General features: G+C 63.6%; 10 protein-coding genes and 4 pseudogenes. 10 read left to right on the top strand and 4 right to left on the bottom strand.

What is annotated here, in order from left to right; translation table 11 throughout:
* Positions 1-438 precede the first annotated feature (438 nt).
* Positions 439-579: pseudogene (locus L1080_RS19590) on the top strand (IS701 family transposase); the annotation flags it as partial.
* Positions 580-719: 140 nt separating this feature from the next.
* Here L1080_RS19590 and L1080_RS19585 read toward each other — a convergent pair.
* Both L1080_RS19585 and L1080_RS19580 read right to left on the bottom strand, forming a co-directional pair.
* A pseudogene (locus L1080_RS19585) lies at positions 720-888 on the bottom strand (transposase); the annotation flags it as partial.
* A gap of 347 nt (positions 889-1,235) precedes the next feature.
* Positions 1,236-1,332 (bottom strand): annotated as a pseudogene (locus tag L1080_RS19580) (hypothetical protein); the annotation flags it as partial.
* Between L1080_RS19580 and L1080_RS19575 the strand changes: the two are divergent.
* The 9 genes and pseudogenes from L1080_RS19575 (at position 1,306) to L1080_RS19535 (ending at position 10,122) form a co-directional block, all read left to right on the top strand.
* Positions 1,306-1,446 (top strand): hypothetical protein, encoded by a 141-nt coding sequence (locus tag L1080_RS19575; protein WP_201453671.1) that lies wholly within the window; start codon positions 1,306-1,308, stop codon positions 1,444-1,446. The pseudogene L1080_RS19580 and the gene L1080_RS19575 sit on opposite strands and share 27 nt — an antisense overlap.
* Before the next feature lie 271 nt (positions 1,447-1,717).
* A complete protein-coding gene (locus L1080_RS19570) occupies positions 1,718-2,536 on the top strand; it encodes an SDR family oxidoreductase (protein WP_250777700.1) in 819 nt (272 codons plus the stop codon).
* Positions 2,533-3,348, top strand: coding sequence for an enoyl-CoA hydratase-related protein (locus L1080_RS19565; protein ID WP_250777703.1), 816 nt, complete (start codon positions 2,533-2,535; stop codon positions 3,346-3,348). The genes L1080_RS19570 and L1080_RS19565 overlap by 4 nt, the downstream gene beginning before the upstream one ends.
* On the top strand, positions 3,326-4,585 hold the full coding sequence (locus L1080_RS19560) for an acyl-CoA dehydrogenase family protein (protein ID WP_250777707.1): 1,260 nt from the start codon (positions 3,326-3,328) through the stop codon (positions 4,583-4,585). Before L1080_RS19565 ends, L1080_RS19560 begins: the two co-directional genes overlap by 23 nt.
* A gap of 1 nt (position 4,586) precedes the next feature.
* Positions 4,587-5,369, top strand: coding sequence for an SDR family oxidoreductase (locus L1080_RS19555; protein ID WP_250777710.1), 783 nt, complete (start codon positions 4,587-4,589; stop codon positions 5,367-5,369).
* Positions 5,362-6,396 carry a phosphotransferase family protein gene (locus L1080_RS19550; protein WP_159919701.1) on the top strand — a complete coding sequence of 345 codons (1,035 nt, stop codon included), beginning with the start codon at positions 5,362-5,364 and terminating at the stop codon, positions 6,394-6,396. Before L1080_RS19555 ends, L1080_RS19550 begins: the two co-directional genes overlap by 8 nt.
* Positions 6,397-6,398: 2 nt before the next feature.
* Positions 6,399-6,709 (top strand): annotated as a pseudogene (locus L1080_RS19545) (hypothetical protein); the annotation flags it as partial.
* Positions 6,710-6,799: 90 nt separating this feature from the next.
* Positions 6,800-8,146, top strand: coding sequence for an MFS transporter (locus L1080_RS19540; RefSeq protein WP_159919703.1), 1,347 nt, complete (start codon positions 6,800-6,802; stop codon positions 8,144-8,146).
* Positions 8,147-8,655: 509 nt separating this feature from the next.
* Positions 8,656-10,122 carry an MFS transporter gene (locus L1080_RS19535; RefSeq protein WP_159919705.1) on the top strand — a complete coding sequence of 489 codons (1,467 nt, stop codon included), beginning with the start codon at positions 8,656-8,658 and terminating at the stop codon, positions 10,120-10,122.
* A 101-nt stretch (positions 10,123-10,223) separates the two neighbouring features.
* Here the strand turns inward: L1080_RS19535 and L1080_RS19530 are convergent, their stop codons facing one another.
* Both L1080_RS19530 and L1080_RS19525 read right to left on the bottom strand, forming a co-directional pair.
* The gene (locus L1080_RS19530) at positions 10,224-10,874 is read right to left on the bottom strand and encodes a TetR/AcrR family transcriptional regulator (RefSeq protein ID WP_250777713.1); all 651 of its coding nucleotides are present in this window, start codon (positions 10,872-10,874) and stop codon (positions 10,224-10,226) included.
* Between the two features lie 966 nt (positions 10,875-11,840).
* Positions 11,841-12,479, bottom strand: a complete 639-nt coding sequence (locus tag L1080_RS19525; RefSeq protein WP_159919709.1) for a TetR/AcrR family transcriptional regulator — start codon at positions 12,477-12,479, stop codon at positions 11,841-11,843.
* Between the last annotated feature and the right edge of the window lie 79 nt (positions 12,480-12,558).

Genomic DNA, 12,558 nt, shown 5'->3' with positions numbered 1-12,558 from the left:
CGAACCAGCGCCGCTCGACGGCCGACTCCGGCGGCGGGCAAAAATAAAATGGTCTCTTCAACGGTGTAGGCGTTCTACGGGGTGAATAGCTGCCACAGCGCGTTGGTGTGCTCCTTCTATCAGACGGGCGGAAAAGTGTGCAAAACCACATTGCGCTTGGGCTCGAGCATGCCCGCTGGGCCTGCTGCGGCACACGCGGGTATATACCTAGGTAGGTACCTGTTCAGGGGCCCATCGTCGCCACGGCCGCGAGGCGGTGGTGGTGCTGCCGTGCTGGAGCAACGGGTCATGGTCCGCCGAGAACGACGACGGGACGGGTGCTGCGGCTCGGTATTTAGTACTGCAACGACAGTTTGTGACCGGGACCGTTGTGGTAATTGATCCAATGTGCAGTCAGAGGTGCTGGAGTGGTCAGCGGGGTTCACCGCGTTCTGGGCGACCGGACTCGACCACTACCAGGTGCGTGCGTACTCGGCCTGGTACCGGCACATCACTTTGTCGATGACCGCGGCTGCCTTCCTGACGATCCTGCGCCGCGGCGCTCAAAAGGGGGATCTCCAGTCGGTGCCCGAGATCTAATACCCCTGACAGTCAACGAGATCCGGCGATTGTTTGGGCCGCGCCGCCTGTACGGTCGAACACGCCCTCGTGCATGACTGGCACTGGTCGAACTGGCGCCGCGCCAGCCAGTCCGGAGCGCGCGCCAGCCACTCCAAACACCCCAGGTGCTCGGCCATCGGCTGCATCGACTTGCGGCGCCCGTCGAGCATCAATCCGTGCGTACACCGCTGCTGTCGTCCACTGATCCCTGCGCGTAAGCGACGAGAACACCTCATCGACAAACGAATCGAGACGTTCACCGACATCTGTCAGGGCTGCGGTATCCACCGCGGCATCATCTCGAGAATCATGTCGAAACTCGAGCCCTCACGCCGGTGTCGTTCGAACCGCGCCCCCGGCACGGTAGCGACCAGCCCGTCTTGTGGAACCTCCGGACCGCCTATTCGACGACTGTCGGACGATCGCCGATGTGACGGTCACCGGCCGGTACGCCATTCGATGTGCGATCGGGGTCGGCCGGTGGGTCGGCGAACGTGGTAGACCGGCGGTTCGACATCTCTGGCTACCGAGCGCCGCACGGATCTCACGGGAGGCAGAAAGCGCTTGTGCCGGTACAGCTTCCCGAATCGCCGACGCGATCGGTGAGCATGCTGATCGCCGAGTGGGCGAGTTCGCCGATCGGAAGAACGCCAGCAAGCCGGAACCGTCCTTCGGCGAGGTCACATCCACGCCCAGGATCTCGCGGTGGCCCTCGGCGTTCACCCCGACCGCGACGGCTACTATCTCGCCGGCCATTCGGTTCTACAGAAGGCCATCGACGCAGAGATCATCACCTGGGACAAAGCGGTGTGGGCACCTGATGCTCGGGATCGAACCCGAGAATAAAGACGACCTACGTTCCCGCGAACTCGTGATCAGTTACATGGTCTCGAAGGACGGGCCGACGATCACCTCGCGGTACTCGTCGTAGGGCGCGGGGGTGAGCGTCGGCTGTACGAGACGCGCCTGCCCCTTCCATTATCGCCATTCGCCGCTACGATAGAGAACGATAACTATCGCGCAGGTATTGCGACCTCTACACTTGAACTTGACGCCAGATTCGACTATACAAAAAAGGGATGCGAGTCACAATGCACGGCGAAGGAGAGGAAGCCTTGTGAAGGTTGCACGGAAGGTCGCCATCGTGACCGGCGGTGGAAACGGGATCGGCGGGGCGATCGCCGAACGTCTCGCCGAACGGGGTGCGCGGGTACTTGTGGCCGATCTCGACCCGAAAGCAGCAACCGCGGTTGCGGACCGCATCAATGAACGGCACCCCGGATCGGCTCTCGCGGAAGGTGCGGATATCGCAGACTCCGAGCAGATTCGGCGCGTCATCGAGCGGGCAGAGAGCGAATTGGGTCCGGTCGACCTCTACTTCGCCAACGCCGGGATCGGGGGAGCTCCGGGCCTCGACGCCGACGACGCCGCCTGGGATCGAGCCTTCGACGTCAACGTCCGTGCCCACATCCGCGCCGCCCAGCAGTTGGTGCCCATGTGGATCGAGCGCGGTGAGGGTTACTTCGTCACGACGGCGTCTGCAGCGGGCTTACTCACCCAGATCGGCTCCGCCACCTACGCAGTCACCAAGCACGCGGCCGTCGCATTCGCCGAATGGCTGTCGGTCACCTACGGAGACCGAGGAATCCGGGTGAGCTGCCTCTGCCCGATGGGAGTGGAGACGAAGTTGATGCGCTCGGGTGAAGACTCGGGGGACCCGCTCGGTGTTGCGGCCACACGGGCCGTGATCTCTGCGGGGGACGTGCTCCAGCCCGCGGAGGTCGCCGACATTGTGCTGGACGCCGTCGACCGGGAAACATTCCTGATCTTGCCCCACGAAAGTGTCCTCACCATGTACCGGCAGAAGAGTTCCGACTACGACCGCTGGCTGCGCGGGATGCGCCGCTACCAGAGCTCGCTGCTGGAACACGCATGACGGGTGCGCAACAGGATTTGGTGCTCGCCGAGCGCCGCGGACCTGTGCTGGTTCTGACGTTCAACCGGCCGTCGAAACTCAACGCCTGGACGGACGAACTCGAAGACCGCTATTTCGATCTGCTCGACGCAGCCGAAGACGACCCGGACGTGCGTGCTGTCGTCGTGACGGGTGCCGGCCGCGGGTTCTGTGCTGGTGCCGACCTGACGGACCTGCAGGCGGTGGGTGATGTCACCGAGCTGCCGGTTCGTCGGCCGCGTGACGTCCCGCTGCAGTTGCGCAAGCCGCTCATCGGTGCGGTCAACGGCGTCGCGGCAGGGCTCGGCATGGTCGAGGCGCTCTATTGTGATGTCCGGTTCGCTTCGCCGGCTGCGCGTTTCACCACCGCCTTCGCTCAGCGTGGGCTGATCGCCGAATACGGAATCTCGTGGATGCTGCCACGGTTGGTCGGACGAAGCCGCGCCGCGGATCTGCTGCTGTCGAGTCGGATGGTCGACGCAGAGGAAGCGCTGCGAATCGGACTCGTCGATCACCTGATCGTCGATGGAAACGTGCTCGCCGCGGCGGTGTCGTACGCCCAGCAGCTGGCCACGCAGTGCTCACCGACCTCGATGGCCGTGATCAAACAACAACTACAGACCGACGCGGACGGCGCCTACGCCGACTCCGTGTCCCGCGCGGAAGGTCTGATGTTCGACTCCTTCCGAGGCGAAGACCTCGTCGAGGGTGTACAGAGCCACCTCGACAAGCGCACACCCACATTTCCCTCCCTACCTACAAGGAGTTCCCGTGTCCCTGTTCGACATCTCTGACCGCGCGAAGAAGTACCAGGCAGATCTACTGGAGTTCATGGACTCCCACGTGTATCCCGCGGAGGCGGTGTACGAAGAGCAGATGCGCGAATCGGGCGATCCGCACTTCCAGCCGCCGATCCTCGAGGAGTTGAAGGCGGAGGCGCGTAGCCGCGGGTTGTGGAACCTCTTCCACCCCCATCCCGACTCCGGGCCGGGGCTGACGAACCTCGAGTACGCCCCGTTGGCGGAGATCATGGGCCGCAGCCACATCGCCCCGGAGGCGTTCAACTGCAATGCACCCGACACCGGGAACATGGAAGTGCTCGAACTCTTCGGCACCGAGGAGCACAAGGAGAAGTACCTCAAGCCGCTGCTCGACGGGACGATGGCCTCGGCGTTCGCGATGACCGAGCCGGCGGTGGCAAGTTCCGACGCCACCAACGTCGAACTCTCGATGGTCCGCGACGGCGACGAGTATGTGCTCAACGGCCGGAAGTGGTTCGCCTCCAACGCGTTGCATCGCAACTGTAAGGTGCTCATCGTGATGGGCAAGACCGATCCGTCGGCGGCCCCGCACCGGCAGCAGTCGATGATGGTGGTCCCGATCGATGCCCCCGGTGTCACGGTGATGCGGGGACTGCCGGTGTTCGGATACCAGGACCGAGAGGGCCACGCGGAGATCGACTTCGCCGACGTCCGGGTTCCGACCAAGGATGTGCTCAAGGGTGAGGGCGAGGGATTCGCGATCTCCCAGGCGCGACTGGGGCCGGGCCGGATCCACCACTGCATGCGATCGATCGGGATGGCCGAGCGGGCGCTCGAGCTGATGTGCCGGCGTGCGTCGTCGCGGGTGACGTTCGGGAAACCGGTCAGCGAGAACGCCAATATTCAGGATTGGATTGCCGAGGCCCGGATCGAGATCGAGATGATCCGATTGCTCACGTTCAAGGCGGCTCACCTCATGGACACGGTCGGGAACAAGGAGGCGCGCACCGAGATCGCGGCGATCAAGGTGGTGGGGCCGAACGTTGCGCTGAAGATCATCGATCGGGCGATCCAGGTGCACGGCGGCGCCGGGGTCACCGACGACTTCCCGCTCGCCATGGCCTGGGCGCACCAGCGCACACTGCGACTGGCGGACGGCCCCGACGAGGTCCACAAGCGGTCCATCGCGCGCCAGGAACTCCGCCGGTACCGCGATGCGGCGCCGGCGCCGGCGTCCTCGACCAACGGCCACAAGGTTGCGGTGAGCTGAGATGACCGGACTCGACCTCACCGGACGCACCGCCATTGTTGCCGGCGCCTCGCGGGGCATCGGCCTCGCGGCCGCCCAGGCCATCGCCGCCGCCGGCGCGAACGTGGTGCTCACCTCTCGGTCGCAGGACTCGGCGGACGCCGCCGCAGCACACGTCGGGGGCACCGCGATCGGCGTTGCCGCCCATGCCGTCGACGAGGACGCGGCCCGGCGGTGCATCGATCTGACCCTCGAGCGGTTCGGCAGTGTGGACATCCTCGTCAACAACGCGGGAACGAACCGTGCGTACGGTCCGATCATCGACCAGGACCACGAGCGCTTTACCAAGACCTTCGATATAAACGTGTGGGCGCCGGTGCTGTGGACGGGGCTCGCCACAAAGGCGTGGATGGGTGAGCACGGCGGCGCCGTCGTCAACACCGCCTCCATCGGTGGGATGGCGGCCGAGGCGAATATCGGCGTGTACAACGCGTCGAAGGCGGCGCTCATTCACCTCACGAAACAACTGGCACTGGAACTTTCCCCGAAGGTGCGGGTCAACGCCGTCGCCCCCGGCGTGGTGCGGACCAAGCTCGCCGAGGCACTGTGGAAGGAACATGAGTCGGCGGTGTCCGCCTCAACGGCCCTCGGGCGGATCGGTGAACCCGAGGACATCGGCTCGGCTGTCGCGTTCCTCGTCTCCGACGCAGCCAGCTGGATCACCGGCGAAACTCTGGTCATCGACGGCGGGCAGGTGCTCGGTGACGTTCTCCCGTTCCGGCAGGAGGTCCAGCTCGGTGTCTAGCGTGGGTATCGTCGGAATCGACACCGCCGCCGTGGCCCGATGGTTGCACACCACGGGCGTCGATTACACGGGCACACTGACTTTCGACCGGATCGGTCTCGGTCAGTCGAACCTCACCTACCTCGTTCGCGACAGCGTCGGTGGGCGGTGGGTGCTGCGGCGCCCACCGCTGGGGCACCTTCTCGCGTCGGCACACGACGTGGCCCGTGAGGCCCGAATACTCTCCGCACTGCAGGACACCGCGGTGCCGACCCCGCGGGTGTTCGGCTTCACCGAAGACCCGGCGGTCACCGACGTGCCGCTGCTGCTGATGGAGTTCGTCGAGGGGCAGGTGGTCGACCGGATGTCGGAGGCGCAGGCGCTGACACCCGAGCGACGGCGGGCGATCGGCCTGTCCCTACCCCGCACGCTCGCGAAGATTCATGCGGTCGACCTCGAGCAGACCGGGCTGATCGATCTGGCCAGCCACAAGCCGTATGCGCAGCGTCAACTCAAACGGTGGGCGGGGCAGTGGGAGCAATCGAAGACCCGCGAGTTGCCCGCCCTCGACGATCTGACGCGTCGGCTCGTCGAGTCTGTGCCCGAACAACACGAGCTGACATTGGTGCACGGGGACTTTCATCTCCGCAACGTCATCACGTCCACTGACACCGGCGACGTCACCGCGGCACTCGACTGGGAATTGTGCACCCTGGGCGATCCGCTCGCCGATCTCGGCAGTCTGCTCGCCTACTGGCCCGAGCCCGGCGAGACGTTCGGTGGTGATTTCCCGGCTTCGACGCTCGACGGCTTTCCCGACCGAGCCGAGATCGCCCAGGTGTATTTCGACGAGACCGGGCGCGATCCGAAAGACCTCGGGTTCTGGCATGCGCTCGGAATGTGGAAGGTCGCGGTCATCGCCGAGGGTGTCATGCGTCGGGCGCGAGATGAACCGCAGAACAAAGCAGCAGCAGGAACGCCGACGGTGGAGCGTATCGACGCGCTCGTGGAAAAGGCGTGCGACATAGCAACCCGAGCCGGAATCTGACTCGGGTTCTGGGCTGGCAAGTGATGACTACCAAGACCACGCCGTTGGTCAGCGGTGTTCTCGAAAAAGCACTGTTCACCTGCAGGAGAACAGGTTTCTCGTTCACCTCGACAGGTTTGAGGCATTACTCGGATGGTAGCCACCGAAGTTGAGTGGGAGACCGCCGAATGGAGTCGGTCCGCTGTTCAACACGGACCGACTCCATTCGTCAATCGATCAATTTCCACCGAACGACTACGACACGCGCTATCTTGAACAGCGCGCCCACCGCCGCCTCGATACTCGAGATGGCCTGAACGAAGTCTCCACTTGATCCAGGGCGGATCAATCCGCATATCGGACATTCAGGGCGATCACAGCTATGCACACATGTCTAGACGCCACCGCAGAGTGAGAGAGACCAATGACGAACCGGCACAACATACCTAAAACGGACGAAGTAGCGAGAAGACGAAAAATTCGCGGCCTGGCCGCCGCGTCCACGGGAACAATCGTCGAGTACTACGACTTCACCGTGTACGCCTATCTTGCAGTGGTAGTGGCTCCGTTGTTTTTCCCCGGAAGCGATCCGACTGCTGCATTGTTGGCCAGCCTGGCCGTTTTTGCGTCGGCTTACCTCATGCGTCCTCTAGGCGGCATCTTCTTCGGTCGAATAGGCGACCGCAGCGGGCGGAAGACGGTGCTGCTGCTGTCCGTGCTGCTTATGGGAGCATCAAGTCTCTTGATGGCCTTTCTTCCGACGTATGAGACCGCAGGCATTGTCGCGCCCATTCTGCTCGTGCTTGCCCGCCTCGCTCAGGGATTCTCGGCCGGCGGCGAATTCGGCGGCGCCATGACGTATGCCTACGAGATAACAGGACCGAAACGGAAAGGGTTGGCGGCATCCTTCGTCTTCCTGGGTGTAACTGGGGGTTTTGCGCTAGCTGCAATCTGCGTTGGTTCGGTGTCGAGCCTGCTGTCCGCGTCGCAGATGGCGTCGTGGGGTTGGCGCATCCCGTTCCTGTTGGGCGTTCCCCTTCTTGCGATCTGTCTATGGGCTAGAAGCAAAATCGACGATAGTTCCGAGCACGAAAAGTCTATTCAGGATGGCGCGGTGGAGAACTCTCCACTTCTGACATTACTCAAGACACAGACCGTGAGAGTCCTTCAATCTCTTGGTCTTTCGATCCCCGCCAGCGCCTGCCTGTATATGGTTTTCACCTACCTCGGTATACATCTCGCGAGGGAAAATGATCTGGGGACCAGCGAAGTTGCATGGATCTCAGCAGGCATCATCGCCTGCATTACTATCCTGATGCCAGTGTACGGGTTGATCACCGACCGTGTCGGGGCGCTCAAGGCCTATACAGGTGGGATTATCGCGTGCATCGTGTTGGTCTTCCCGGTTCTCCACCTGACAGCGACGGGAAGTCGAACTGTTGCGGTCGGTTCCTTCCTGGTGTTTGGACTGGCAATGGCGATAGTGGTCGTAGCCGCATCGGCTGTCTTGCCATCTCTATTCGACTCGCGCACACGAGTAACCGGTGTCGCTCTGGCCAATAACTTCGCGAATCTCGTGACCGGCGGAACGGCGGCCTACGTATCCACATGGCTGATCCGAGAAACCGGCAGCGCTGTATCCCCTGGATTCTTTATCACTGCTTCCTGCTTCTTCGGTTTCGTTGCTCTGCTCTCGATCAGGAGAGCAGCATCGACGATCAAGAACTCCCAAGTCATGCAGTCCGTGCCTGCATCTTCGGTCGACTTATGACTTCTACACCGTTCGTGCGTGGGGCGAAGGACGCATCTGTCTTCGACCGTCGAACGAGGAGAACCGCAAAGGCACTGACGAGCGTGGGACTGCCCCGGCCGTCGCCGACGAACTAAAGGGCGGTACGCGCACGAACTGCGAAATTCCGGTCTGACGTATCTCGGGTGTCGATATGCCGGAACAACGCCGACTCCGCCTCGCTCTGGTCGGGAATGTAGTTGCGGGTCAGTAGATTGATTCGATCGCGGTGCTGACCACAGATTTTCCGCGAGCGAGTTGTCGAAGCTGTCTCCGACGTTGCCGGTGGACGGGGCGATGCCGGCGTCCACGAGCCTCTGTGTGAACCGCAGCGCCCTGAGGCGGTCCCTCGAGGTGGCGTGCCACCTCGAGGGACGCACGACAGCGATACGTTTCGACATCCTGGCCTTCGCCTCTCAGTGCGACTAGGTCTTGATGAGCGGAAAGACAGATGCATGTGCTAACTAGTTGATGTGAAATGGTCGTGATTGATGTCCGCGAACGTACTAGCTCCGCCTGTCACCGGTAGTGCCCGTAGCCCTGCTCTCATCACCGCGACGCTCGCCGGATGCGGCGTGATCTGCTCGTTCATGCAGACGCTCATGATCCCGCTCGTACCCGAACTTCCGCGGTTGCTCTCGACGAGCCCTTCCAATGCGTCGTGGATCGTTACCACCACGCTCCTGGCGGGCGCCGTCTTCACTCCGATCTCGGGACGCCTCGGCGACATCTTCGGTAAGAAACGGGTGGCGCTCGTCCTGCTCAGCGCGATCCTGGTCGGCTCGCTCCTGGCGGCAGTGACTACCACCCTTATACCGATGATCGTGGGTCGAGCCTTCCAGGGTGCCGGCCTGGGCATGATCCCGCTGGGAATCGGCATGCTGCGCGATACCATCCCGCCCGAGCGGCTGGGCCGGTCCGTTGCGTTGATGAGCTCCACACTGGGAGTGGGTGCGGCCGTGGGAATGCCGCTGTCGGCGTTCGCTGCTCAGCATTACAACTGGCACATGTTGTTCTGGATGTCGGGGGCGCTCAGCGTCCTCGGTGCGGGTGCGCTGTGGGTGATCGTGCCGGCGGGTCCACGGCATCGGGACATGCGCTTCGACGTTGCGGGGGCACTCGGGTTGGCCGTCGGGCTCACGGGACTGCTGCTGGCGGTCTCCAAGGGCAGTGATTGGGGCTGGGCCGCCGCGCCGACCCTCGTCTGCGCCCTGGGAGGACCACTCGTGCTGGTGGTCTGGGGGCGATACCAATGGCGCTCACGTAGTCCGCTCGTCGATCTACGCGTCAGCATCCGTCGTCCGGTGCTGCTGACGAATCTCGCGTCGATCGCTGTCGGTTTCGGCCTGTTCGCGTCGTCGGTGGTGCTGCCGCAATTACTCGAGATGCCCGCCGTCACCGGGGTCGGGCTGGGGCAGTCGATGGTGGTGGCGAGCTTGTGCATGGTCCCGACCGGTCTGATCATGATGGCCGTCTCGCCGCTCGCCGCACGGGTCTCCGAGGCCCGCGGGCCCCGCACCAGTCTGATCATCGGCGCTGCAACGATCGCGGCCGGTTATGGTGTGGCACTGGTGTTGATGACGCAGGTGTGGCACATCGTGCTCGTCGGCTGCTTCATAGGTGTCGGGATCGGTTTCGCGTATGCGGCGCTGCCGACACTCATCATCCACTCGGTTCCAGAGCATGAGACTGGTGCCGCCAACGGCTTGAACACCTTGATGCGGTCGATCGGTACCTCCACCGCCAGTGCTGTCGCCGCCGTGCTCCTCGCGCAGAATGTGGTGGCGGTGGGCGGCCACGAGTACACCACCGCAACTGGTTTGCGGCTTGCTTTCGCGGCGGCTGGACTCGCGGCGTTGGGAGCACTCGCCATCGCCTGGTTCCTGCCGCGGCGCGAAAGGAGTATCCCGACGCAAGCGTCGCAGTCACCTGATATGTGCACAGAAACTTGCAGGTAAGCAGCGAAGTCGCCCGACTCTTGCTGGAATAAGCCTGCGATGGGCTGGTGCCGAACTGCGCCGGGTCAACGGCGTATTGCGCGCGGTGAGTGTGCCGGCTGTCAGCTCTTGTCGGTGGCTTCCCGCATGGAGGGGTGGTGCTCAATGCGCAACCCATTGCACCACAACCGCGTCGCGGTGTAGACGAGTTCCTCGAAGTCGACCCTTTCGTCGAGCACGAAGGTGGAGAACGCAATCCTGCTCGTCATACCGGAGAGCGCGCGCGAGGCCATCACGGAATCGAGGTCGGGATCGGCAAGACCTCGCGCCTGGAGATCCTTGATCCCAGAAGCGTTGCGTTCGATGAAGACCCGGCTGCGAGCCTGCCGCAACTCCCGGACATTGGGATCGATGTTCGCCACCTGCTCGAGCAGCTGCATGAGCTTCGCGTTGCGGCGGTAACTTTCGAAATAGGCTCGATTGCTCGCCTCGATGATCGCGGCCGGGTCATCGACCCCATCGACGTGCTCCATCCCGGGGTGGAGCATCTCGTTCTTCGTCGCTTCCATGACAGCGGCGAAGATTTCCTCCTTGTCGTTGAAGTACGTGTAGAAGGTCCCCGTGGAGCAGCCGGCTTCGGCGGTGATGTCGGTCAGCCGAGCGGCGAGATAGCCGTCGCGCTCGAAGATGACCCGCGCAGCGTCGACAAGGGCTTGGCGGGTGCGGATGCCCCGGCGTGTCACCGGTGGCCTGCGAGCAGTGTCTTCGTTCACGGACGTCCTTAGGGCGTTGGTAATCGTCGTCGGGTGAACCATCCGCGAAATTCTGACCGGCTCCGGATAGATCGATGCGGACGTGTGGTGGATGCCGGTTCTCGTGCGGCGCCGTTGGATGCCGTTGCCGATGCCGATGACGCCGGGCCGGCGCATTCGCGGCCGATCAGCATCGGTAGCGAGTCGTGCAGTGCAGGTCGATCTGTGGCGGTCCGCTGCACCCTTTCGCCGGCCACGCGCTCGACACCGCATCAGTGACAAGGATGGAACTGGGATCGTGTTCTTCAGGGCCGGTACACCGTAGGGTCTTCGGCGCACGCGCGCTCTTTGCGCCCCGTCGGGGTATCCGCACACGTGCACCTTCGAGTATCACCTCTTCTGCCTGATGGGCCCGGACCACTGCGACTAATTCGGCGTTCACGTCGTCTGTGTGGTCGGCAGGTATGTCCTAGCTGTGACGCGGCTGAGGGGCGGATCGCGCGGCCCGACCAACGCGATAGGGATGCCTGCGGCGCCGGTCCGCGCGTATTGACCGGGTGTCCCTGATACGTCCGGAGCTGGATGCTCAGTCGGAGAGACGGGGATAGTCGGTGTAGCCGCGCTCGTCGCCGCCGAAGAAGGTGGCGTGGTCCAGGGTGTTGAACGATCCACCGGTGGCGAGGCGGGGGGCCGGGGTTAGCCAGGAACAGTCCGCCGAAGGAGATCATGTCAGTGGTGCCGTCCTCGATTAGTGACAGCTCGCTCGTACCTGTGACCGCGTTCGGGGTGGACGGGTTGAGGATGAACGTGCCGTTGAACCGCTTGCGCGGATCGAGAGTGAGGCCAACGATAGAGAGCGATCCCTTTCATGTCAACGATCCGCGGCGCCAGCACGTTCGCGGACGCCACCGCGGGCTGCTCTCCGGGCGCAGCTGTCGCCAACTTCGGTGACAGCCGTTCTCGAATCCTGCAGTCCGGCAACATGTGTCAAGAAGGCTCGTCGACGGGTTGCCGGTCGGCGCAGCCGACCATTCGAAGGGCAAGTTCGACGTAGCGCGCCGCGATAATGCGTGGGTCGGAGTAGGTGTGGGAGGGGAACCACCTGCTGACGTCGATGCCGAGGGACGTGATTGCCAGCGCGGCGGCCTCGATGTCGAAGGGGTGGAAGTCGCCTGCCGTTGCGCCGGCTTCGATGATCCGCTTGAACACTTTCGTGGTGGACCGGCGGATGTCGGCAATGATTGCGAAGTGCACAGGCGAGAGCGAGCGTAGTTCGTACTGCCCAACCCGGGCGCTGGCGCGGTTGTCGGCGTGCCAGATCACGTAGGCCGTCACGGTGGACGTGAGCCGGTCGGGCGCCGCGACGTCGGGGCGATCAGCGGCGGTGATGGCCGCCAGTACCGCATGGTGGCCCTCGAGGCTGATGGCGTAGAGAAGGGATTCCTTGGTCTTGTAGTGCGGGTATACGGCTCCTGGGCTCATGTCGAGGCTGGCGGCGATCTCCCGGGTAGTGGCGGCGCCGTACCCCTTGGCGGCGAACACCTCGATCGCCGCGGCGCGTATCCGCGCAGCGGCTTTCGAGGTACCCAATTCGCTGACCGCTCCGGTCAGTGGTGCGTCCGTCACACTGTTGCCTCTCGGTTGGCGGGGGTTGACAGGTCTCCTCCGGCACCGTCAGTATATGCAGACGCATAGTAAATATGCG

This window comes from Rhodococcus sp. MSC1_016 (assembly GCF_023667485.2).
In the GTDB taxonomy this organism is placed as follows: domain Bacteria; phylum Actinomycetota; class Actinomycetes; order Mycobacteriales; family Mycobacteriaceae; genus Rhodococcus_F; species Rhodococcus_F oxybenzonivorans.
The sequence above is the reverse complement of the archived record's forward strand: the minus strand, read 5'-3'. Positions and strand labels throughout refer to the sequence as shown.